Raw genomic sequence first — 24,091 nt, 5'->3', positions numbered from 1 at the left:
ATAGTTGCTATCTGCTTTTGAGTAGCTGTTTGTTTCAATTCTCAGTCCCCAATGAAGGGGACTGCAATCTGCTCAAAGATATATGTCAAGATTAATTGAACAGTTTCAATTCTCAGTCCCCAATGAAGGGGACTGCAATTAATAAGGATAACTAGATAACTTTTACACTTTTAATGTTTCAATTCTCAGTCCCCAATGAAGGGGACTGCAATTTTTGGCATTATATCACCTCAACTTCTACTGGCTGTTTCAATTCTCAGTCCCCAATGAAGGGGACTGCAATTTAAGCCAGTTGTTTCTGCTCCAATTTTGACTTGTTTCAATTCTCAGTCCCCAATGAAGGGGACTGCAATTTCTAGTTTGAGCTGCTTAACAAATTCATCTGATAAGTTTCAATTCTCAGTCCCCAATGAAGGGGACTGCAATTCCAGTTGAAAATTAAAGGGGGATATAAAAATGGTTTCAATTCTCAGTCCCCAATGAAGGGGACTGCAATTGGTTAATGCTGATTTAGATAACACAAATACAGTAGTTTCAATTCTCAGTCCCCAATGAAGGGGACTGCAATCAAACACATAATTGTCAACTTGTAGCATCCAATAGTTTCAATTCTCAGTCCCCAATGAAGGGGACTGCAATTAAAGAATTAAATGAGATTAGAGAAGCATGGCATGTTTCAATTCTCAGTCCCCAATGAAGGGGACTGCAATAAAAGGATTTAGGCGAGGCTGGTTAAAACTAGAAGTTTCAATTCTCAGTCCCCAATGAAGGGGACTGCAATACTATAGCAGTAGCTTTTGTGTGCGCATAGATTCGTTTCAATTCTCAGTCCCCAATGAAGGGGACTGCAATAAAAGGATTTAGGCGAGGCTGGTTAAAACTAGAAGTTTCAATTCTCAGTCCCCAATGAAGGGGACTGCAATACTATAGCAGTAGCTTTTGTGTGCGCATAGATTCGTTTCAATTCTCAGTCCCCAATGAAGGGGACTGCAATTTCAAAGCCGGCACAAAAAGTTTTAATGCAGCCAAGTTTCAATTCTCAGTCCCCAATGAAGGGGACTGCAATGCAACGACAAAATGCAGTAGATGCAGTAGATGTAGTTTCAATTCTCAGTCCCCAATGAAGGGGACTGCAATAAAAGATTGCTCCCGTGGTATTCCTGCCAGGTAGGTTTCAATTCTCAGTCCCCAATGAAGGGGACTGCAATTTCTCCATCATAGTTTTTTGTTTTTTTGTCATCTGTTTCAATTCTCAGTCCCCAATGAAGGGGACTGCAATTTGACCTCTGATATCCATTTCTAGCACCTTGTTGTTTCAATTCTCAGTCCCCAATGAAGGGGACTGCAATCACGCCTGCACCTGTTGGCCACCAACTTGTGGGTGGTTTCAATTCTCAGTCCCCAATGAAGGGGACTGCAATCAATAAGATTGTGGAAAAACGTTTAGCCCGGGCAGTTTCAATTCTCAGTCCCCAATGAAGGGGACTGCAATAGAATTTGGATTATATGAGTTCTTTAACTTAGGAGGTTTCAATTCTCAGTCCCCAATGAAGGGGACTGCAATTGGTATCAGCTGTTAACTCCAGCAAGTGCCTGCAGTTTCAATTCTCAGTCCCCAATGAAGGGGACTGCAATTAAATGGTGGTGCTTGGCAGGCACAGACCGTTGGCAGTTTCAATTCTCAGTCCCCAATGAAGGGGACTGCAATGCTGTGCGTCTGATATACCCTTGTTCATGGTTCTGTTTCAATTCTCAGTCCCCAATGAAGGGGACTGCAATTCCAAAGTATGAAGAATACAAGCAAGTTAATGTTGTTTCAATTCTCAGTCCCCAATGAAGGGGACTGCAATACAAGCTATAGATGATTATTTTATGAAGAAAGAAGTTTCAATTCTCAGTCCCCAATGAAGGGGACTGCAATGTGGGAAATTGATTTTATATGATATTGGTCGTGTGTTTCAATTCTCAGTCCCCAATGAAGGGGACTGCAATCTTGAAAAAATCTCAATTGAAATAGAAAGAAGGATAGTTTCAATTCTCAGTCCCCAATGAAGGGGACTGCAATCCGTTGTTCAGTAAATTCATCACCGAGAGCATAAAGTTTCAATTCTCAGTCCCCAATGAAGGGGACTGCAATTTTTGTCCAGGCTAATGATATTAATGAAATTTATAGTTTCAATTCTCAGTCCCCAATGAAGGGGACTGCAATTTAATCTTAATAGTTAATAATCTCTATTTCAAAAGTTTCAATTCTCAGTCCCCAATGAAGGGGACTGCAATAAGAGCAGAGGAAAGAATTTTCTCGAATTGGGTTGTTTCAATTCTCAGTCCCCAATGAAGGGGACTGCAATCCACGGGAGCAATCTTCTATTTGAAAAACTTTGGCGGTTTCAATTCTCAGTCCCCAATGAAGGGGACTGCAATCAGGTCAGCGGACAAATAGACCATAATAAGATAGTTTCAATTCTCAGTCCCCAATGAAGGGGACTGCAATTTATTATAGGTTCCCGGAAGTCGCATAACTCTGGATGTTTCAATTCTCAGTCCCCAATGAAGGGGACTGCAATATTATGGCGAAAAAGATTATCATTTTGATATGAATGTTTCAATTCTCAGTCCCCAATGAAGGGGACTGCAATATAAAATTAATGATCCAGTTATTAGAGACTTTTTCAGTTTCAATTCTCAGTCCCCAATGAAGGGGACTGCAATTTAACATTCTTATGAACATTGCAGGTAATTCAAGGGGGTTTCAATTCTCAGTCCCCAATGAAGGGGACTGCAATATTATATTAGATTATCTTATTAATATTAAGTAGGTGTTTCAATTCTCAGTCCCCAATGAAGGGGACTGCAATGATGAGATTAGTCAAAAGTCAATCAGAAAGCAAAAAGTTTCAATTCTCAGTCCCCAATGAAGGGGACTGCAATAGGACAAAGCAAAGAATATATGGCTGAAATGCAAGAGTTTCAATTCTCAGTCCCCAATGAAGGGGACTGCAATTGTATGAGCATAGATTCCAACAGTCTTGTTATCTGGTTTCAATTCTCAGTCCCCAATGAAGGGGACTGCAATATAATAATCTATTTTTTCTTCCATCTGCTTAGGCGTTTCAATTCTCAGTCCCCAATGAAGGGGACTGCAATCACAGTTGGTGGGGATAGTGGATATAGTTGGGATGTTTCAATTCTCAGTCCCCAATGAAGGGGACTGCAATCAAGTGTTAAAGGAATAGGCCAAAAGACATTGCATAGTTTCAATTCTCAGTCCCCAATGAAGGGGACTGCAATCCGATGGAACATATTAAAATGTGCGAAAAAATGTGGTTTCAATTCTCAGTCCCCAATGAAGGGGACTGCAATAACGGAACAGCTTATGCTCCGGCAATAATGCACTTGTTTCAATTCTCAGTCCCCAATGAAGGGGACTGCAATCAAGTGTGTGCAGCACCCGGCTTCCAACCGTAAAGTTTCAATTCTCAGTCCCCAATGAAGGGGACTGCAATCAAAATGCTTTCCAAGGTTTTCAGGGAACAATGGCTGTTTCAATTCTCAGTCCCCAATGAAGGGGACTGCAATCAATCGATGGCACAGAGGTTAGCCAGTATGTAACAGTTTCAATTCTCAGTCCCCAATGAAGGGGACTGCAATCACAAATCACAGGAATTAATATTTGAGGCTACATCAGTTTCAATTCTCAGTCCCCAATGAAGGGGACTGCAATCCCACACCCGCTACAAAAACAGTTTTCATTCCATCTGTTTCAATTCTCAGTCCCCAATGAAGGGGACTGCAATCCCACTCTGAAGTCTTCCCAGTATTTCTTCTGCGTTTCAATTCTCAGTCCCCAATGAAGGGGACTGCAATCATTCTCAACTTGCTTTTCATTCCACTGTGGATTGTTTCAATTCTCAGTCCCCAATGAAGGGGACTGCAATTGAATGTGATTAACTTTTTTGAAGAGTTATGTGAGTTTCAATTCTCAGTCCCCAATGAAGGGGACTGCAATTCGATAGTATAAGAATAAAAGGTGGTGCTAGATTCTAATGTTTCAATTCTCAGTCCCCAATGAAGGGGACTGCAATCCTATCAGAGTTATCAGAGGTTAAAGGTATAGGCAAGTTTCAATTCTCAGTCCCCAATGAAGGGGACTGCAATTTTTTCCTGCATTTCTATAATGTTAAGCACACTAGTTTCAATTCTCAGTCCCCAATGAAGGGGACTGCAATTAGATGTATTATCTTCTGTGGTTAACACTTATGGTGTTTCAATTCTCAGTCCCCAATGAAGGGGACTGCAATATGGCACAACTGTTAGTAATATGTTTGGTAGCATTGTTTCAATTCTCAGTCCCCAATGAAGGGGACTGCAATAAATTGTTGGTGTGGAGATATTACAAAAGGTGATGTTTCAATTCTCAGTCCCCAATGAAGGGGACTGCAATATAAATGGCGTATGCAACATTAACAGAATTAGCAGAGTTTCAATTCTCAGTCCCCAATGAAGGGGACTGCAATTTTATAGCGACTTTAGATTCATCAGGAATATTAGCGTTTCAATTCTCAGTCCCCAATGAAGGGGACTGCAATATGGAGCTAAAGTTAGATTATCTGGAGATGACATAGTTTCAATTCTCAGTCCCCAATGAAGGGGACTGCAATAGCAGGCTAAATTAGCCCTGTTAAATTAAGATTCATAAAGGTTTTTTTGCGAATATCTATTATCACCTCCACAAAAAATAAAATCATTTTACCTCATCTCCTTTAAATGCTTCTTACATTAGTATTTATAATCTTTTGCGAGAGAGGCAGTAATTTAACAAACACTCCTCTTTCGCAAATTAAATTAACAGTGTATCATTATCATAATCTACAGACTTAAAGTTCCCATGTTCTTCCACATAATTATCTTTTGGAGCAATTATTTTATAGATCCTAATATTATCTTTTTTCTTGTTCATTAACTCCAATACTTCATTTCTCATCATTAGAAATTTTTTATCATCTAATTGAAATTCAAAAACTGATTTTTGAACCCTTTGTCCATAATTTTCACAGGTTTCAGCAACTTTTCTCAACCTTTTTCTACCTTTAGCATTTTCAGTTGAAATATCGTATGCCAGAACATACATCAATTTTATCACACCTTTACTGATAAATAAATGGTGGGTATTCCTCAACATCTCCTCTTAATCTTCTTGCCAATAACCTTGCCTGTATAAAAGGAATTAAACCATAAGGAATTACTCTATCCAAAAGCGGATGTTTAATTTCATTTTGCTTCTTTTCCTGATATTGTTTTATTAATTTTTTCCGAAAATCATCTTTCATTTCTACTGCTCCACCATCTTTAAACTCAAAATCTTCTTTATTAACCTGTTTTCTATTAATCATAGTTAATACTAATCTTTCCACCATTATTGGTCTTAATTCTTCCATTAGATCTAGAGCTAAAGCTGGTTTGCCGGGTCTTATTTCATGCAAAAACCCAATTTGAGGATCCAAACCAACTGCTTCTAAAGCAGTTCTACAATCATGATTTAATATAACATAAAGGTAAGAAAGCATTGCATTAATAATATCCCTGGGAGGTCTTTTAGTCCGTTTTCCGAATTTAAATAAATCATTTTTATTTATAATCATTTCATCAAATACAGAAAAATAATTCTTAGCTGCAATACCTTCAAAACCTCTTACCTGATCAACATTATCGCTGTCATCAATTATGTTCAATATTCTATCTAACTTTGTAGCATTTTTACGAAGTGATTTTTCTGTTTTTTCATCACTAATATCTCTTGCACTTCTTAAGAGCATAGATCTCTGATTATAAATTTTACCTTTAATAAAACTCTGACTTAATTTACATTTTTCATTTTCATCTTTATATTTATCAAATTGTTCAACTCTTAATAAAACATTACCTTTAACAGGCCCGGCCCAATTCCCAATATAACGTCCTGCTCTAGTAACCCTAGTTACTGCAACACCATTTTTTATACACCAATCAAGAGCATAATGACTTATTTTAGACCTTCCAAACAAGATAATACTTCCTAAATGATGTCCTGGTATTCTTATTTTTTCTTTTTTCTCAACTTCAACTATTATTACATCATGTTTTTTTCTTAAATAAGATTCAGGATTAGTAATATATAATGTATTTTTTATGTGGTGAGCCATCATTTTAACTCCTTAAGATAATTTTCTATTCTACTTGCTAAATCAGGTAAACAGTAATCTTTTAGCGAACAATTATTACATCTTTGATCATTTACCGGTTGTGGTGTATTTTTGCTGATTAATAATTCTCTAACAGAAGAAATAGTATCCGTTAATTTCTTTCTTAACTTTTCATCTAAAACAACTTCTCTTCGTTTTCTTGATTTATCATAATAAATATAGCCAGACGTTATTTCTGTAGAAAACATTTCTTCAAGACAGATAGCCTGGGCAGCTAACTGAATATCGTCAGCTAGTTTTTTCTTTTTCTTACCGCTTTTAAATTCAACAGGAATTATTTTATCTCCCTTAAATTCAACAGTATCTGCAACCCCATATAAGCCATATTTTTCTGACCAAAGTGGTAAACTATTTTCCACCTTTTTGTCTTTATTATAATAATTTTTTTCATTATCAACTCTTTTATGAACTATATTGCCTTGAATTGTAAATACATTTTCCTCATAAATTTCTTCAATATGAATCAATGCAAACTGTCTGGGACAATATATATAATGCTGTAAAGCTGATATGGGGATTGAAAATATTTTTTGCCATTCAAAATATTGATTATCCATTTTTATTAATCCAATATTTTAGAAAGTGTAATTTTATCAGGTAAATCATTTTCTATAGATACTTGATAATCATTAAATGCTCTTGGAGTTTCAACATTATCTTTTTTAGAAACCATTATTAAATCAAATAATTTATTTGCAGGAGCATTTCCAGTTTTATCTTCATGTGTAAAGACATATAAACCTCGACAGGCCATCATTCCTCTGCTTGCAGAGCGGTCTAAATCCCACATTTTAACCAATGATTCCCAGAAAATTTCTAAATCCTCTTCTGTTATGCCTGTATTATCTGCAAAATATGGGTTATAAAAACCATGAGCTACATATAAGCCATAAGGAATCATAGTTTTTCTTCCCATTTCAGTTATTTTATTTGAACTCTCACCTTCATCATCAGAACTTTGTTTTCGAGCATCTTCAGGTTTAGTTACTGCTACTCTTGTAATTGATAGATCCATGGGAACTATTGGATCTACAGATCTTGCAAAAGTTAATTGAAATGGCCCCTGAACCTGGCCACAATTAAATTTACTGGTACTCATCACAGCACCAAATGTCCTCACATCATAGAAGTTCTTACACATCCAATCTCTAGCATTATCAATTGAATCACGGTCATTAGCTTTTTCATCTAATTCTAGATCTTGATAAGCAAGTTCCTGCTGATTATATAAAACTCCTTCATTTTCAACATAAATATTCTCATCTTGAGTTAATGCTACCCAGTTTCTAACTTTTCTTTTTAAACTAACATCTGAAACTAATCCCTGCATCGTTTCGGGATCTACTCGCGGTAGATTACCTGCATCCGGATCACCATTTGGATTTCCGTCTTTCACATCAAATATGAGAATAAAATCATGTCTTTTTTCTGGATTACTATAAATCATTTAATTTTCCCCCTCTTTATCTTTTTCTGGACGATATGCTTTCTGCTGATAATATCCAAGTGCAAATAAACCCTGTTCTTTAAGTGATAGTGTTGCCGGAAAATCATTAAGTTCTACCATAATATCTTCCAATTCAGACTGCAGCCAGTAATACATCCCTGTAGTACTTTCTTCTTTCCTTAATTTCGCTAAATGATGCTGGGCTTTTCTAATCAGATTACCAAAAACTGAAGCTGGAGCTGATGAAGCAGTTCCATAATATCGATCGACAATTGTGGATTTAATTCCAGGTAATGCTTTTTTCTGAATAATTTCTATAACACTAAATAGACGACCACATAAATAAGCTGAATTATTCTCTTTTTTATTTAATTTATCTTTCACCTTTATACCCCCTTCAGGATGAGAATTAAAATACATTTTTAACAAAGAAGCTCTTGGTCTAGTTACGCGAAACTCAACATCTGCTTTTATTCGTTTAACTATATTAAATAAAACAGCCTCTACCAGCGAATTTCCCTTAATAGCATATGAAGCTAAAGATTCTGCCACTATTGGTTTAATATCATCGAATTTAAAAGCTGTCTGACTAACTAAACTGTTTATCCCATAATATCTGTCTGATTTATTATCATCCAACTTCATTTCTCTAAAATAATTATTAATATTCTCTTCAACATTTTTAATGGTTGTACTTATCCAATCTCTTACTACAGCCCGGCTGTTATTTGCACTTAAAGCCAGACAATAAAATTCTTCATCATCAATATAAGATTTTTTTCCACTTCTAAATGAGTTCAAAAAATCTCTAAGTTCATTTTCTTCTGGGTTTTCTAATAGTTCAAAACCATTAAACTCCAAATTGTTTTTAGTCCAAAAGATATATAATATATCTCCTATTTTTAAACAATGATCTTTTTTTGCTATTAAATAATTTGCTGCTCTGCCATATTGAGTAGCACATTCGAAACAAATTGAAGCAATATAAGAACCTGATAACCCATATGACTCAAAAGATTTGTGATTAGCTGAAATCAACGAACTTCCACCACTTTGACCTCCAACTCTAAGTAATTTGAATTGTTCAGGATCACGATCTGCTATTACTTTTTCTTGGCCACAAATCAAACATTCGGAAATAAAATCAGATCTTTTTTCATTTGCTACTTTATTTTGTCTTTTCTGCCAAAATTCTTGAATTGAATCAATTTTCAAAGGATCTTTTCCATTGACTCTAAAAGCTATCCAGTTATTATTTTTCAAATCATTTTCTATATGATCTTCAACTTGTGTATTTTCTAGAAATTTAAGTATTGAATAAATTATTTGTTCATTAGTAGCTTGATAACTTTCTAAAATAAGTTTATAAAATTCATTCTTTGTCTTTTTTTGTCTCGGACTTAAACTTTCTTCTTCAATATTACCGAAGACATATGAGGCTTTATCTACTAATAAATGTGGCTTCACTTGACTTGTTCGTCCAATTAAATGATCAGCATAAATAAATATTTTCCCTTCATCACTAACATCAGTAAATCCTAATAATTCTCCTTCTTCATTAATTTCAATTAAATAATCGATAGATCTTTTTTTAAAATGAGGAGGAGGAAAATCTTCAACTGTTTCTGCAAACTCACACAATTTTTCTAATATCATTATAAATTCCTCCAGACTTCTTTATACTTTTCTACAGGAACATTCAGCACACCATTATTTAGTTCTGCATTGAAAAAAACAGGTTTTGCTCTCTCATCATCAATATTATAATTTAAATCAAATAGCATTCTTCCTAATTGGTCAGTATAATCAATAGCTGTTTCAGAACCATCTACTGGAGCAAAAAAAGCTGCAAATTCTCTATTACCTAAAAAAGGTCTTTTATAACAGCTTCCATTATTTACTCTCCTTCTAAACTGATCTCGATATTTGGCAGGATGTTCATTTTTAGCATGCTTTTTTAGTCTGACATTTGCCTCAATTATATAACTCACATCTCTTAAAGCTAGAGTGTTCCTTTGGGTTCTATCTTTATCAGCATAATAATGGTCATGATCTTTCTTTTTCATCCACTGCTTTACACTTCCAGGTGATATTTTGCTTTTTACTTCATTTCTCCTTATAGAAATATGTCTGATTGGATTTAAAACTTGTATTTTTTGAATCACCCAATCAAATTCAGGTTTCCAAAAAATTGACGACAATATCCCACGAGCTGCAGATGGAGTCATTACTTGATAACTGACTCTTTCAACTTTCATATCAGGTCTGGTAAAACAGGCAAATTCTCCCCAGACTTTGACTTTTACAGGATCAAATTTAAAATCTTCCAAGCTTTTTCACCTCCTTATGAAATTATTGTACATAATCATTAAAATTATATCCATCTAATATTATTCCTTCTTTTGTATCATACTTTCCAGTCCAGACATAAACATCTTCCAACAGTTCGTAAAGCATACCCTCTTTTAATAAATCATTTACTTTATATTTTCTAATTGAAATAATATATGGCTGTAATTTACGCCATTCTTCTCGACTGATAAATTCTTTATCTCTGATGACATTTAAATTAACCGGCAGTTGATCAACTATATCGTTATTTTCAATAATAACATTTACCGTATCATCAGGGATGATTTTAAATTGTCTACTTACTTCGCGAAACTTAAAACTTTTTCTTGATTCATTAATTTTCTTCTTATCTAAATTCACATCTTTATATAATGTGTCAAAGTAATCCAGAAAAATTTCTGCTGTCAGTAATTGATCAGGATCATTTAAAAATAATTTACTTTTTGCAGTAGCAGTTTTATAAATTCCCTTTGGTAACTTATTTTCTTGGGGGGTAAAGACAATTACTTTCCCTTTTTTTAGTTTATTTTCTCTATTACATCTTCCGGCAGCCTGCACAATACTGTCAAGTGGAGCCATTGCTCTTAAAACCAGTGGAAAATCAATATCAACTCCTGCTTCTATTAATTGAGTAGAAATCAAGTAACAACTTTCATTATTATCTAATTTTTCTTTCACCTCATTTAAAATAATTTTGCGATGTGCAGAACACATATAAGTTGATAGATGATAAACATTTTCTGTTTTTTTACTTAAGATAGAATAAAGCTCTTTAGCATCATCTTTTGTATTTACTACAGTTAGTGCCTGTTCTTCTTCTAACATTAGTTCAGCTACCTGATTCCAGCTTAATTTCTTTTCAATATAAGTTAGATCATATTCAACTCTTGCTAAATTTCGAAATAAATTATCAGTGTCTGGAACAAGTTCTTCTATATTTTTTATACCATTAAAATTATCTCTATCTCCAAAAGCTGGCTGAGTAGCTGTTGAAAATACAATTGAAGAATTATAATTTTTTACTAATTGTTTTAAAACCTGTAAAATTGAATTTAAATACTCAGGTGGTAAAGTTTGAACTTCATCAAATATAATTACTGAATTTGCTAGATTATGCAATTTCCTTAACTTGCTTGTCTTATGTGAAAATAAACTTTCAAAAAATTGAACAGAAGTTGTCACAACTACTGGCATATCCCAATTTTCAGTTGCCAATTTAATTTTTTCTTTATTATATTCTTCTTCATTTTCGTTAAAATCAAAATTCGAGTGATGCTCTAAAATATTTTCTTCTCCTAAAATTTCTTTATAAGTTTTAGCAGTTTGTTCAATAATATTGGTATATGGTATCACAACAATAACTCTATCCATATTATTAAATTTTGCATGTTTTAATGCAAATCCTAAACCGGTTCTAGTCTTTCCTCCCCCTGTAGGAACTGTTAAACTAAAAAATTTATTTTTCTGTGCTGCTTTATTTAATACTGATTGATAAATATTATTTCTAAAATTATTTAATTTACTATCTTCAGCCTCTTTCATTAATTTATTTTGATTTTCACTAAATTTCTTCCATAATTCTTTAATATCATAATTATTTATATTTCTTAAAGAATATTTATTTAAATCAAAATGTTTTTCTGTATCTAAATAATCTGCATCAACTAAAGAAGAGAACATCATTCTCATAAAAAATTCTAATTCTAAGGGATCATTTTTAATATCAAAATTTATATTTTCATTTTCTTTATATTCTAATTTAATATTATTAGTAAAATTATTTATACTACTTTTTACAAAATCTTTATTTGCTTTTTCTTTTAAACTATTTTTTAAGTCTGTAAGGTTATGTAAACCTGAATGATGTCCAGCAATAAAAAAGGGAAGTATATCTGAAAATTTTATTGATTTGTTTTTTGCAAATATGGCTCCAGCAATAGCATGCTCCACTCCTGAAGAATTATTTTTTAAATAGTCCTGAAATTGATCACTATATTTCCCTAAATCATGCAATAAGCCACTTATATATGCTAAATCTCCCATAGACCATTTATCCGCAAATTTCTTAGCATTATTTGCGGTACCATAAATGTGATCTTTTAAGTCATGAGTTTTCCCTTCATTATTTTTAGTATGAGCAATAAATTTTTCCACTATAACACCTCCAACTTTATCTTACCACATCCCTCTGCCACCACTATGTCGCAAACATCAGTTTTTTTCATAAATTTTACACATTTTTTCTGCTACCTCTGCAACTTCCTGTTTTAATTCTTCAGGTTTTAAGACCTCGGCTTCAGCACCATAACTTAAAATCCATTTTTTTATTTCTTCTCTGCTGGTAGTTCTTACAGAAAATATTATTTCATTATCGGCTAACTTCTTTATTATCTGATTATCAGTCCACTGGTATTCCGGAACAAAGCGGGCGGCTCTGCCTGTAAATTTTACTTCAACATCCAGCTCTTCCTCTCCTTGTTCAACACCCCAGGAATTGTGCAGCTGTTCATCCAGAGAATAATCATTGGGAATAGTATAACTTTCATCAGTAAATTTTATGTTTTTTATTCTGTCAATTCTAAAAGTTCTGATCTCACCACGCAAATTACAAAAAGCAATTAAATATGGTGCACCATTATTAAAAAATATATTATATGGATTTATCTTTCTTGTACTTTTTTCATCTTTTCCCAGAGCATAATAATCGATTATTATGCTCTCCTGTTTTTCAATAGATTTTTTTATCAGCTTAAATTTTTGCCTGTGTTCTTTTAAATCAACAAATGGATCAGAAATTATCTCATAACTATTTATGTAAGTACCCAGACTCCCTTTTATATATTCAGGTAGTGAATTAATAACTTTTGCTAATGCAGACTCCAGCTCCTTTTTCATAGGAAAATTCTTATTTTTATATTCTTTTGCTGCCAGCATAATAGCTTCGGTTTCTTCTTTGTTTAAATTGGGACTTTCTAATCTAAATGTCTCCAGTATTTTATACTCTTTTAAATGTCTGTCATAATATATTGGAATGCCGAGTTCTTCCATAATTTTCTTATCTCTATGAAAAGTACGGGCAGAAATATCAAAAGTCTCTGTAATTTTATTAACATCCCATCTGCCATATGGCTGTCTTAGCAACATAATCATCTTAATTATACGAAATACCCTGTTTGTTTCTGTCAATAATATCCTCTCCTAAAAAATAATAGTTTCCATATATTTTTATATTTCGGTAAATATAATCTAATTCCCTTTTATTTATCAAAATAAATGCTGATTTTTCTTAAAAATTACTTTTTTCATTTAGGACATTTGTCCGGTTCTATTACCCTACCTAATTTTAAATAAAATCTAGTTATTTTTTCCTTTTTAAAGGATTTTGGCACTAATTATAGAATATAAATATATATTGAGATTGATAATTAAGGAGGTTTTATAAATGCTGGTACAGGAAATAATGACTAAAGATCCAGTAATAATTGAAGTAGATAGTGATGTAAACGAAGCAGCAAGACTTCTTTCCTATTACAATATAGGGCGGCTTCTTGTCGTCAAAGATAATGAACTTGTTGGTATTGTTACAGATGGTGATCTAATGATTGAGCACGACAGAGATATGCCAATTAAAGATTTTATGTCAGAAAATTTAATAACAGTTAAAGAAGATGACACTATTGCTGAAGCAGCCAGAATTTTAAAAGAAAATGAAATTAGTGGTATGCCTGTTGTAAATGAAGAAGGTCATCTGGCTGGAATTATTACAGTTGAAGATATAGTATACCGTTATGTTGCAGAAAAATAAATTTATATAAACGGTAAAATACGGGGGAGGGGACAAAATGGCAAAAATTGCAGTGGGGGCAATCTGTAATTATTTGAACTCCATTCATCCATTTATTGATTTTATTGCTAATGCAAGAGCTCACGGCTATGAACCAGAAAAACTAATAGTCTGCTATTCTCATGGTTATAAATCTGAAGTAGTAGAAAGGCTGCGCCAGACTATTAAACTGGATCTTGTTCAGATGAACTATGATCCAGAATTTAATTATAAGCTCAAAAGATATGGATTAACTAAAAAAGAAATTAACTTTTTTCTGCGCACACCAGAATTTGACTATCACCAGCTAATACCATATGGAAAACGTAGAAATTTAGTAATCCTACAAAGTTTAATATCTGAGCCAAAGCTAGACTACCTTTTCTTTATTGATACAGATGTTAAACCATGTCTTTTAACTTCCAGAAATGGAAATTTTGCAGCCATAAACTTTTTCGGCAGGCATCTGGAATATCTGGAAAAAGAAAATGTAGTGGTAACAACAAGTGATTACTCCGGTTATTATATTATACCTCCACTTAAGTTTAAAAAAAGAAAAGAACTTTTAAAAGGCCTTCAGAAAGAAGAAGCTTTAGAAAAAATAAAAAATACTAAAAATAATATTACAACAGCAGATATTTATCAGAATAATATTAGAGAAACCAATAAAATTCTCGGCGGCAATCATGCCATAGATTTAAAATTCAGCAGTATTCTTCCTCCTTTTTATTCTACAAGCTATTATTTTAATGGAGAACTTTTTTTAGGTCGCGGAGAAGATACACTGCTGGGTCTGGAAATACCTGATGGAAAACATAAAATTATAGATATAGATACACATATTTTTCATGATACCTATGATAACTTTCCAAAAGAACCAGATATATCTGATGCAGATATTCAGGAAAGATTATTTTATGCCTGTACAGGCTGGCTGGGGAGAAATCCATTTTTAAACTGGTATCTAAAAAAATATGGATATATCTCATCTTCAGAGTTTAAAAAAAGACACAGAGAACAAAAATTAGCCCTTCAGGCTGGGGCACCAGCACTGGCAGAATACACTGGTAACGATAATTTTAAACTGCTGCCTGATATTTTTTCGAGTGCGTGGATGCAGTTAGATCAGATGGTGGAAAATTATGAAAATACAGTTGAAAACTGGCAGGCTGTTATAAAAAAAATTACAGAAAGGAGAGAAAATCAATGAAAGTACTTCTCATAAATCATTTTCCTTTAGAAGGGTCAGGCAGCGGTGTTTATACAAAAAATATAGCTTTTCGCCTGATTGAAAAAGGACATGATGTTAAGGTAATAGTTGTTGATAATGAAATAAATAATAATTATAACTTTCCTGTCAGAACAATTATGCACTATAATTTCCCCTGTTTTACTACACATCCAAAAAGCAGTAATCAGTTCTATAATTTAACAAGACAGGAAATGAACGACTATCTGATGCGTTTTATAGATACAGTGGTTGAAGAAGCAGAAACTTTTAAACCTGATGTTATTCACTGTCAGCACCTCTGGGTGGCACCATATGCCACTATGCAGACAAACATTCCCTATGTTGTTACAGCACATGGAACAGATATTAAAGGCTACAAAAAAGATAAAAGATACCGCCACATAGCTCTGCAGGGGGCCTCACATGCAGATAAAATAATTACCATCTCAGATCAGGTACACAGTGATGTTAAAAAATATTATTTTATTAAAGAGGAAAAACTGCAGAAAATATTAAATGGTGTAGATGAAAAATTATTTAAACCCCAAAAAATTGACAGGCTTAAGCTGCTCAAAAAATATATTAAAATCGATGAAGAACCTCAATATCTGATTACATTTGTAGGTAAGTTGACTCACTTTAAAGGAGTGGATCTGCTGATAAAAGCAGCTGAAAAATACGAAAGGGAATTTGAAGATATAGTAACATTAATTATTGGAAATGGAGAGTTGAGAAAAGAGCTGGAATCTCAGGTGGATGAACTTGAACTTAAAAATGTATATTTTTTAGGTAACTTACCCCAGCAGGAACTGCCCAAACTTTACAGCAGTGCCGATCTATCTGTTGTACCATCCAGAGTTGAGCCTTTTGGACTTGTCGCAGTAGAAGCACTTGCCTGCGGCACTCCAGTCATAGCGTCCAGAGCAGGTGGACTGCCTGACTTTATAAATGAAGATGTGGGCAGACTTTTTAAAATGGATGATTACAGTGATCTGGCTGAAAAAATAATTGCATCTCTCAAAGAAAATGATAAAGAGAAAAAAGGTCAGAAAGCAGCTGAATATGCAGTAAATAATTTTTCCTGGTCCAGAGTTATTGATGAATTAATAGATGTTTACAACGACATTATCAGCTGAGGAGGTATAATAATATATGAAAACAATTATGGTTATACCAACATATTGGGGCCGGCATTCAGAAATAGGCTGGCAGATGGGAGATGAAATTTATGACCACCCTACTCCTATTGATCAGGAAGGTACACTGGGAAGAACCCTGGACAGTATGCAGGTAATAGAAAATAAAGATTATGAACTAATTATCCTGGTAGCAGTAACAACACCTGAACTGCAGGAAGAAGCTTATAAAAAAGTTTCTCAAATAGTATCAGAACACAGACCATCGGTTAAAACTTATGTAATTGGGGACAGCCATCTGTCAGAGATAAAGAGGGAATACAGACGATTAAGTGAAATAAATACTTCTATTCTTTCTCTAAAAGGATATTCTAACATTAGAAATATGTGCTTATATACTGCATATATTCTGGAAGCTGATACAGCAGTATTAATAGATGATGACGAAATATTTGAAGACCCAGAATTTATGGATAAAGCAGTTGAATTTATAGGAGGAAGGCTCTACGGTCAAACAGTTGATGCTGTAGCAGGTTATTATCTTAACAAAAAAAATGAATATTATGATGATGTAGAGATTGAACCCTGGATGACCTTCTGGAACAGATTTGGCAGTAAAACCAAAGCTTTTGATAAAATAATAGGTAGTGAACCCAGACTGAAGAAAACCCCCTTTGCTTTTGGAGGATTGATGGTTATTCACCGCAATCTATTTAAAATTGTACCCTTTGATCCAGAAATGACACGCGGTGAAGATATCGATTATGTAATAAACTCAAGGATGTTTGGCTTCAACTTTTTTCTCGACAATACCCTTTCTATTAAACATCTTCCCCCAGCCAAAAACCATGCTGTCTGGCAGAGGCTGCGCCAGGATATCTACAGATTTTTCTATGAAAAAGCAAAAATAGAAGGCCAGGAAGAGCGTCCCAATATGATTAAGATAGAGCCAGAAGATTTTGACCCTTATCCAGGTGAATTTATGAAACCAGACCTTGAAGATAAAGTTACAAAAACAAATCTCATTTTATCTCTCGACTACCTCACAAGAGAACAGGTAGAAAATGCTAAAGCTTCTATTAAAAATATTTATATTTCCAAATATGATGCTGTTCCAGAATATAATGTTTTTAAAAAATATCTTGAAGTACAAAAAAATTGGCGTGAACTTCTCAATTTTGCCAGAGATAATTCTTATACTTTAAATAAAATATTCAAAAAAACACAACTAAGATACAAAAAAGACGATTTAGATGCTGCTGTAGAAACTAATTTTACCAGCCTAAACCTGGATCTTTTTCAGGAACTTTCCGAAGAAGAAGAGATGTATTTGATAAACATCTCAGAGATCAAACAGTTTAACCCTGATGAAATAATAATTAACAGTGATGATATCAACAACACACTCTATATCATTCTATCAGGCAAAGTCAAAATTTCTGAAAACAGTGAAAATGGACATGAAGAAATAGAACTGGCTGAAATGAATCCCGGTGACTTTTTCGGATTAACATCTCTAATAGCAGAAAACAACACCCCTTATATGATGGATATAAAAGCAGTTGAACCTGTAACACTGATCAGCTTTAACAGGAAAGATCTTATGGAATTTTTTAACACATTTCATGAATCAAGTATAAAACTGCTTCTTTATTTTATGGAAAAATTAAATGAGCATCTGAAATTAATTACCGACCTTTATGCAGAGTCACAGCATAAAACACAGGATATACAGTCTGCTATAAAAAATGGTGATTAATATAATTTTTTAAGAAACCACATGCAGCGCAGAAGAGTGCAGGTTAACCTGCACTCTTTTGTCATTATTAGCATTATTTTATTATATATAAAATTTATCACAATTCCCAAAATAATAATGCTAAATTTTCAATTCCACAAATTTAATTTTTTAAATCAAGTACATATTCTACTCAAGCCAGCCTCTGCTTTTCATTGCTTCAGTTAAACGCTCTATCGCAACAATATAGGCTGCTATACGCATAGTTACATCTCTCTCTTCTTTCATCTTAAACACTTTTGAAAACGCATCAACCATTATCTTTTCTAATTTAGAATCAACTTCATCTCTGGTCCAGTAGTAGTGATAAAGATTCTGCACCCATTCAAAATAAGAAACTGTAACACCACCTGAGTTAGCAAGTATATCAGGAATAACAGTAATTCCTCTCTCCTGGAGAATCTTATCTGCTTCAGGTGTTGTAGGCCCATTAGCGGCTTCTATAATATAATCGGCTTTAATTTTTCTGGCGACTTCTGGAGTGATTTGATTTTCCAGTGCAGCTGGAACAAGAATATCACAGTCAAGAGAAAAAATTTCTTCATTTTCTATAACCTGAGAGTTTTCATAATCACAAACCTGCTTACCTTCTTTTTTGAGTTCATTTAAGTGACAGGGTTCTAATCCATCTGGATTATATACTCCACCATAGACCTCATTAACTGCTACAATCTTACAGCCCAGGTCATGCAGAAATTCAGCAGTAAAACTGCCAACATTGCCATACCCCTGCACAACAACTCGGGCGCCATCCAAATCTATATTAAAAGCTTTAGACATTTCTCTGGCCACATACATTAGTCCTTTTGCAGTTGCAGAGTCACGCCCAAATGAACCTCCTAAAACAATTGGTTTACCAGTCACAAGACCAGGAGAGTTTACTCCTTTAAGCTGAGAAAACTCATCCATAAACCAGCTCATAACCTGTGGATTTGTATAAACATCAGGAGCAGGAATATCCTTATCAGGACCAATAAGAGGAGCTATAGCTCTAATAAAGCCTCTGCTCAGTCTTTCCAGTTCTCCCTGACTCATACTCAACGGATCACATTCAACTCCTCCTTTGGCACCCCCAAAAGGAATACCTACAAGCGAACATTTAAACGTCATCCAGGATGCAAGTGCTTTAACTTCATTTTCATCCACCTGAGGATGAAAACGAATTCCCCCCTTGGTCGGGCCAAGAACATCATTATGCTGGCACCTCATTCCTTTAAATATTTTTACTTTTCCACTGTCCATACGGACAGGTATTGATACTTTGAGAGTTCTTATAGGTTCCTGTAAAAGTTCCCGTACCTGTTGATCTAAACCCAATTGATCTGCTGCCTCATTCAGCTGTTTTACAACCGAATCATAAACACTAATGTCATCTGACATAAAATAAATACCTCCCAGAATAAATTAATAATAATAACTTACTGTTAAATATTTTCTCCACCTGAAAGGCATCTCCTGTATCACATTTTTTTGCTTTTCTATCTATTTTTGTTAAAAACATCTCAAATTTTAAAAATACAATTATGATTTGAAATTTAGCACAAAATTGTGCAGATTTAAAATCCTTTTTGTCCGAAGTTCTCTGTTCTATATTTACTGGGCGGCATATTAACAAATTCTTTAAAAACTCTGGTAAAATAATTTGGTGTATTAAAACCAACTTTAAAGGCTATTTCTGATATGTTTAAATTTGTTTCTTTAAGCAGTTCTTTAGCTTTCCTTATTCTGAGGCGGTTTAAATATGTAATAAAATTTTCTCCAACTTCTTCTTTAAAAAGGTGGCTGAAATAATAAAAACTCAGCCCAATTTCATCAGCTACTTCCTCCAAAGTTAGATCTCTGTTATAATTATCTTCCATATAAAGCAGTGCTCGCCTAATCTGTTTCTGATCTTTAAGTACATTACCACTTCTTCTGATAATATCTATCACTCTTGTTGATAATCTTTCTATTAGTACAAAAAGTTCATCCTCTGTCGCCAAACCAATAATTTTTTCTACATACTGATAGTAATTATCCAAAAATCTACCTGAATCAACAAGATCTTCTTCCAATTTTTTAATCAGATCATTTATAAATTCCATTACTGTAAGCTTTATTTTGTCCGGCTGAATTTTTTCTCTACATATATTTACAACAATTGATTTCATAATACCCGGAATTAAATCATCATTACCCCTGTCTATATTCTCGAATAGTTCCTCTTCTAAATCCAGAAAATTTTCTTTTTCATCTCGACTGCCGGCAGGTAAAAAAAGCTCTTCAATATGAGCTACTTCTTTCTGCTGAAAGGCAGCTGTTTCACAAACATCTGCTGCTTCTCTGTAAGAGAATAAAAGTCCTTTAATTTTTTCATAGCTTCTTCCTATTCCACATGTAAATTTCCAGCCTTTTTCTGCTTTTAATCTATCCAGGATAGTCCTTACAAAGTTCAGGCTTTGTTGATAGCTTTCATTTGAAGGTGAAAGTACCTCATTTTTGAAAAATAATACAAAATAACCGGGATATATATTGGAAACAGCCAGCTCTATATTTTCTTCTCTACCTGTATTTTTTATTATTTGTATAATCTCATTTTCTTCATCTCTTCTGGTAAAATTACTTTTTTTATAATAATCAGCCTCTGATGATAGTTTAAATACAACTGCAGTATTTAAAGGTAGTTCATATGTCATCAAATCTGCATTATCCAGCAGGTGCGAAAATTTACTGGAATATCCTAAAAGTAAATCATTTATTATTGATAATTCTCTTTCAAATTGTCTGTCATACATTTTTATCCATCCTTTTATTTCCTTCCTTTACCATAATCATTTACTTCCGTAAAATCTTCAGAGCATGAGTAAAAGTTAAAGATTGTCTTTTTTAAAATTCTCTCATCATAGTTTTCTTCCCATTTTCTCTCCTATTTACACAAGTAAAGAGGCAGTTTAAACTGCCTCTTTAATTAATTTAATTATACATTTTTTATAATATACTTTCAATAGGATTATGCATCATACAGAGAAAAAATGTTATTTCTCTTCAATTCTCTTCCATAACGCAGATCCTCACGCAGTTCATTTAAATAACTATCAATCTCTTTTAGTTCTTTTAACATAGATTTTTCTTTTTCTGATGTTTTGATAATATCTGCTATTCCACCATTATTGATAATTATTCTTCTATCACCCATCAGTGCCAGTATTGGGTCATGAGTTGCCATCAGAACAATTTTTTCTTCTCCAACAAGCAGTTTTAGTGCTTTTTCTCTATTAATTCCGGCATTTTCTATTTCATCGATTAATATTATCGGAGATGAACTCAAAATAGCTGTATCAGCTATCATTAATGCCCGGGACTGCCCACCACTTAAACCCGTTATCTGAGCTCCAGGGGAGAATTTTTCACCTGCAAGCCTATTTGCTTCTTCTATTATTCTTTCCACTACCTGATCTTCATTTTCTATCAATCGGCTCTCCGCATGAAGGTGCAAAAACTCTTCAACAGAAAGATCCATAACAAAGTTCATATTTTGAGACAGCTGTGCAACTAATTTTTTGCCTCCGGAAAATCTCCATTTTTTGTCAGCTTTTTCTCCATTTATTAAAATATGTCTTCCAGTTGGGGTATCTCCACTGGCAGTCCATTCTATATCTGCCAGCAGGCGGCTTTTCCCCGATCCTGTTGGTCCAACAATTGAAATAATCTCTCCATTTTTAATAGTTAATTTTTCGTATTTTTCTGCATATCCTTCTTTATCTTTACCTGGAAGAATTGATAAATTTTTTACAGTGTTGTCTTCTACTCCCAAAAATTCCTGCATGTTTTTTATATATTGAATCAGTTTTTCAGCAGTCTCATCTTCAGAATAAACAATATCTTCCCTTTCAATACTGCTTATGTTTTTAAATATCTCATTCAATGTCTGAGATTTATTCTCAATTGGAATTTCCTGTTCTTTAAAAAAATTTTCGGTATATGGATATTTCTTAATAATCTCTTCTATACTTGTATTTTTTATCTCTATTTTACTATACACCACTATCACCCAAATCTATTTTTCTTACATTACCCAGCTGATGTTCTTCTCCTATTCTAGTTTCACCCAGACAGTAAGAACACATAGCAGAAGGCATAGAAAATCTTAATTTTTTACCTTTTACCGTATTGATATCTTCATCTTCATCAAACAATAGGGTTGAAAATTCAAAAGAACCCTGGCCTGTCAATCCATTTACATGCATTACGAGTGCATCAGGGTTAACAGTATTTACCTTTGATGCAAACACTTCTCTTTCCGCCTGTGAAACAATATCTCCTTTAGTTATAACAACCATATCTGCAGTTTTAAGCATTGGGCCTATTTTGCGTGGTGTATTAATTCCGCTTAAATTATCTATTACACAGACTGCTTTGACATCCTTTATATATGGGGAACATCGATTACATAATCCGGCACTTTCAGTGATAAGTAAATCAAGCTCTTTATCCAAGCCCCACTGCACTACTTCTTCTATATTGCTGACAAAATAATGATCAGGACACAGTGAACCTGATAAACCTTTTTTTACAGGAACACCCACTTTTTTATAAAGTAAGTCATCATCAGTATAAAGGCAGTCAAATTTAACAACACCTACCTTTAAACCTCTGTCATGTAGTGATTCAATTGTTTTTAAAATTACAGCAGTTTTACCAGAAGATGGTGGTCCAGAAAAAGTTACTAAATTCATCCTACCAGCACACCTCCAGCAGTTTTTGTAAATTCATTTTCCAGCTCTTTAAGCAGCTGACCGGGATCACTGCTGCGCAGAAAATCCCAGCCCGGCCACATAAAATCTGCACCTTCTGGAAGATTATTATTAATTCCCGGAAGAACACTGGGAAAGAGACCCTGCTCGGAAAGAATTTTGCCGATTTTTACTGAAGAAAGAAGGTCAATTAATGGTTTAATTCTATCAGCATTTTTCTTTTTGCTCAGCATAAAGATTGGACTTATAATCGCACCATCTTCAGGCCAGACAAATTTCATGTGAGAAAATCTCTTTGCCATTCTGGTAAAAAAGTACGGCATTATAGTAACTGCAGGCTGATCTTCGTCTTTTCTTCCACCTTCTTTAACCATCTGTGCTGGGTGCAGAGATTTTTTCATAGATCTGCCCAATCTTAAAATAGATTCCCGACCATACTTTTTGTAGAGATTAAGCAGAATTGCATTAAATAAATCAAAGTCACTTACCGGAAGACTGACACTATCAGTAAATTCTTCAGAAAGTATATCTTTCCATGTTTTGGGTATATCTCTACCTCCCAGCTCTTCCATATTAACAATAAATACTGCAGGCACAACCCCTATTACTGAATAGTCCCCTTCAGGATCCAGCAGATCAATATTATTATCTTTAAAATCTTTATTTAAATCATTAATCCCACTTAAATCTTTAAATACTCCCTGCCTTCTATATTTATCTATTAAATTTTTGTCAAAGAAAAGATCAAAACCAGCGGAAATAAATATATCCGAAATTTCTTCTTCACTATCAATTTTTAATAATCCTTTTTTTAGCCAGTCGAGCCCCTGAGAAGCAGACTTTAGGTTTAGCGAAAGAGGATAATTCAGATCATCAGCCAGCTTCTCCAGTTCTTCAAATATAGGTATTTTAACCGGACAGGGTAATAACCCTTCAACTCTTATCTGATCAGCAGTATTTTGAGCCTTTTTTCCTATAAAGTTATCACTTTCTATTTTTTCTATTAAAATATCTTCTAACTTATCCAGATTGATCTGCTTTATTTCTGCCGCCTGTTTAAGAGTAATCATCCTACCAAAACTTTTCCTTTTTTCTTTATCAGCCAGCTGTTCAAAACCTCTGTTTACCAGTACTGATATCAGTTCAGGATACTGTCGGCATATTTCTGCTAAATTATCATCTCGAGAAAAATATTTATTGCTCATTTTTATCACTCCTGCTTTGTTTTAAAATAATTTTAAAATCTGTAAAACCAATTATATAACTGCATATATTTAAACACAAAATGTAATATTATTATTCAATATCAATCAATTTTGCTTACAATAT

17 protein-coding genes and 1 CRISPR repeat array (1 of these 18 cut by a window edge) are annotated in these 24,091 nt (G+C 33.7%); of the genes, 4 read left to right on the top strand and 13 right to left on the bottom strand.

Features of this window, described 5'->3' with window-relative positions; genetic code table 11:
- Positions 1-4,661: a CRISPR direct-repeat array (repeat unit 37 nt; unit sequence GTTTCAATTCTCAGTCCCCAATGAAGGGGACTGCAAT) (it extends 7,640 nt beyond the left edge of the window).
- Between the two features lie 179 nt (positions 4,662-4,840).
- Genes cas2 through DER71_RS01985 form a run of 8 tightly spaced genes read right to left on the bottom strand, consistent with a single transcriptional unit; the run spans position 4,841 to position 13,227 of the window.
- Positions 4,841-5,131 carry a CRISPR-associated endonuclease Cas2 gene (gene cas2, locus DER71_RS02020; RefSeq protein WP_005487710.1) on the bottom strand — a complete coding sequence of 97 codons (291 nt, stop codon included), beginning with the start codon at positions 5,129-5,131 and terminating at the stop codon, positions 4,841-4,843.
- Positions 5,132-5,147: 16 nt separating this feature from the next.
- Positions 5,148-6,182, bottom strand: a complete 1,035-nt coding sequence (cas1c, locus tag DER71_RS02015) for a type I-C CRISPR-associated endonuclease Cas1c (protein WP_158531780.1) — start codon at positions 6,180-6,182, stop codon at positions 5,148-5,150.
- Positions 6,182-6,799 carry a CRISPR-associated protein Cas4 gene (gene cas4, locus DER71_RS02010; RefSeq protein ID WP_114474233.1) on the bottom strand — a complete coding sequence of 206 codons (618 nt, stop codon included), beginning with the start codon at positions 6,797-6,799 and terminating at the stop codon, positions 6,182-6,184. The genes cas1c and cas4 overlap by 1 nt, the downstream gene beginning before the upstream one ends.
- A 5-nt stretch (positions 6,800-6,804) precedes the next feature.
- Positions 6,805-7,689, bottom strand: coding sequence for a type I-C CRISPR-associated protein Cas7/Csd2 (cas7c, locus tag DER71_RS02005; protein ID WP_114474232.1), 885 nt, complete (start codon positions 7,687-7,689; stop codon positions 6,805-6,807).
- Positions 7,690-9,345, bottom strand: a complete 1,656-nt coding sequence (cas8c, locus tag DER71_RS02000) for a type I-C CRISPR-associated protein Cas8c/Csd1 (protein ID WP_114474231.1) — start codon at positions 9,343-9,345, stop codon at positions 7,690-7,692.
- Positions 9,345-10,019 carry a type I-C CRISPR-associated protein Cas5c gene (cas5c, locus tag DER71_RS01995; RefSeq protein WP_114474230.1) on the bottom strand — a complete coding sequence of 225 codons (675 nt, stop codon included), beginning with the start codon at positions 10,017-10,019 and terminating at the stop codon, positions 9,345-9,347. The genes cas8c and cas5c overlap by 1 nt, the downstream gene beginning before the upstream one ends.
- Positions 10,020-10,041: 22 nt before the next feature.
- Positions 10,042-12,195 carry a CRISPR-associated helicase Cas3' gene (gene cas3 / locus DER71_RS01990; protein WP_114474229.1) on the bottom strand — a complete coding sequence of 718 codons (2,154 nt, stop codon included), beginning with the start codon at positions 12,193-12,195 and terminating at the stop codon, positions 10,042-10,044.
- Between the two features lie 57 nt (positions 12,196-12,252).
- Complete coding sequence (locus tag DER71_RS01985; protein WP_114457387.1) at positions 12,253-13,227, bottom strand: YafY family protein; 975 nt, start codon at positions 13,225-13,227, stop codon at positions 12,253-12,255.
- A 256-nt stretch (positions 13,228-13,483) separates the two neighbouring features.
- Here DER71_RS01985 and DER71_RS01980 point away from each other — a divergent pair, with 256 nt between their 5' ends.
- Genes DER71_RS01980 through DER71_RS01965 form a run of 4 tightly spaced genes read left to right on the top strand, consistent with a single transcriptional unit; the run spans position 13,484 to position 17,990 of the window.
- A complete protein-coding gene (locus DER71_RS01980; protein WP_114457386.1) occupies positions 13,484-13,846 on the top strand; it encodes a CBS domain-containing protein in 363 nt (120 codons plus the stop codon).
- A 37-nt stretch (positions 13,847-13,883) separates the two neighbouring features.
- Entirely contained in the window at positions 13,884-15,074 is a 1,191-nt protein-coding gene (locus tag DER71_RS01975) for a hypothetical protein (RefSeq protein WP_114457385.1), read from the top strand.
- Positions 15,071-16,231, top strand: a complete 1,161-nt coding sequence (locus DER71_RS01970) for a glycosyltransferase family 4 protein (protein WP_114457384.1) — start codon at positions 15,071-15,073, stop codon at positions 16,229-16,231. Before DER71_RS01975 ends, DER71_RS01970 begins: the two co-directional genes overlap by 4 nt.
- A gap of 16 nt (positions 16,232-16,247) precedes the next feature.
- Positions 16,248-17,990 carry a cyclic nucleotide-binding domain-containing protein gene (locus DER71_RS01965; protein WP_114457383.1) on the top strand — a complete coding sequence of 581 codons (1,743 nt, stop codon included), beginning with the start codon at positions 16,248-16,250 and terminating at the stop codon, positions 17,988-17,990.
- 168 nt (positions 17,991-18,158) lie between these two features.
- Here DER71_RS01965 and DER71_RS01960 read toward each other — a convergent pair whose 3' ends face one another.
- The 5 genes from DER71_RS01960 to DER71_RS01940 form a co-directional block, all read right to left on the bottom strand.
- Positions 18,159-19,409, bottom strand: a complete 1,251-nt coding sequence (locus tag DER71_RS01960) for a Glu/Leu/Phe/Val dehydrogenase (RefSeq protein ID WP_114457382.1) — start codon at positions 19,407-19,409, stop codon at positions 18,159-18,161.
- A gap of 176 nt (positions 19,410-19,585) precedes the next feature.
- Entirely contained in the window at positions 19,586-20,803 is a 1,218-nt protein-coding gene (locus tag DER71_RS01955; RefSeq protein WP_114457381.1) for an AraC family transcriptional regulator, read from the bottom strand.
- 215 nt (positions 20,804-21,018) lie between these two features.
- On the bottom strand, positions 21,019-22,050 hold the full coding sequence (locus DER71_RS01950; protein WP_199505634.1) for an ATP-binding cassette domain-containing protein: 1,032 nt from the start codon (positions 22,048-22,050) through the stop codon (positions 21,019-21,021).
- A complete protein-coding gene (locus DER71_RS01945; protein WP_114457380.1) occupies positions 22,043-22,744 on the bottom strand; it encodes a GTP-binding protein in 702 nt (233 codons plus the stop codon). Before DER71_RS01945 ends, DER71_RS01950 begins: the two co-directional genes overlap by 8 nt.
- Positions 22,741-23,967 carry an ABC transporter substrate-binding protein gene (locus DER71_RS01940; protein WP_114457379.1) on the bottom strand — a complete coding sequence of 409 codons (1,227 nt, stop codon included), beginning with the start codon at positions 23,965-23,967 and terminating at the stop codon, positions 22,741-22,743. Before DER71_RS01940 ends, DER71_RS01945 begins: the two co-directional genes overlap by 4 nt.
- Positions 23,968-24,091 lie beyond the last annotated feature (124 nt).

It is taken from the genome of Halanaerobium sp. DL-01 (assembly GCF_003338615.1).
Taxonomy (GTDB): domain Bacteria; phylum Bacillota; class Halanaerobiia; order Halanaerobiales; family Halanaerobiaceae; genus QPJE01.
Note: the sequence above shows the minus strand (reverse complement) of the source record. Positions and strands in the feature narration are given on the sequence as shown.

Excerpts from the sequence above, each read along its gene's own strand:
- cas2 (WP_005487710.1), bottom strand. The coding sequence starts at position 5,131 with ATGTATGTTCTGGCATACGATATTTCAACTGAAAATGCTAAAGGTAGA.
- cas1c (WP_158531780.1), bottom strand. The coding sequence starts at position 6,182 with ATGGCTCACCACATAAAAAATACATTATATATTACTAATCCTGAATCT.
- cas4 (WP_114474233.1), bottom strand. The coding sequence starts at position 6,799 with ATGGATAATCAATATTTTGAATGGCAAAAAATATTTTCAATCCCCATA.
- cas7c (WP_114474232.1), bottom strand. The coding sequence starts at position 7,689 with ATGATTTATAGTAATCCAGAAAAAAGACATGATTTTATTCTCATATTT.
- cas8c (WP_114474231.1), bottom strand. The coding sequence starts at position 9,345 with ATGATATTAGAAAAATTGTGTGAGTTTGCAGAAACAGTTGAAGATTTT.
- DER71_RS01980 (WP_114457386.1), top strand. The coding sequence starts at position 13,484 with ATGCTGGTACAGGAAATAATGACTAAAGATCCAGTAATAATTGAAGTA.
- DER71_RS01975 (WP_114457385.1), top strand. The coding sequence starts at position 13,884 with ATGGCAAAAATTGCAGTGGGGGCAATCTGTAATTATTTGAACTCCATT.
- DER71_RS01970 (WP_114457384.1), top strand. The coding sequence starts at position 15,071 with ATGAAAGTACTTCTCATAAATCATTTTCCTTTAGAAGGGTCAGGCAGC.
- DER71_RS01965 (WP_114457383.1), top strand. The coding sequence starts at position 16,248 with ATGAAAACAATTATGGTTATACCAACATATTGGGGCCGGCATTCAGAA.
- DER71_RS01960 (WP_114457382.1), bottom strand. The coding sequence starts at position 19,409 with ATGTCAGATGACATTAGTGTTTATGATTCGGTTGTAAAACAGCTGAAT.
- DER71_RS01955 (WP_114457381.1), bottom strand. The coding sequence starts at position 20,803 with ATGTATGACAGACAATTTGAAAGAGAATTATCAATAATAAATGATTTA.
- DER71_RS01945 (WP_114457380.1), bottom strand. The coding sequence starts at position 22,744 with ATGAATTTAGTAACTTTTTCTGGACCACCATCTTCTGGTAAAACTGCT.
- DER71_RS01940 (WP_114457379.1), bottom strand. The coding sequence starts at position 23,967 with ATGAGCAATAAATATTTTTCTCGAGATGATAATTTAGCAGAAATATGC.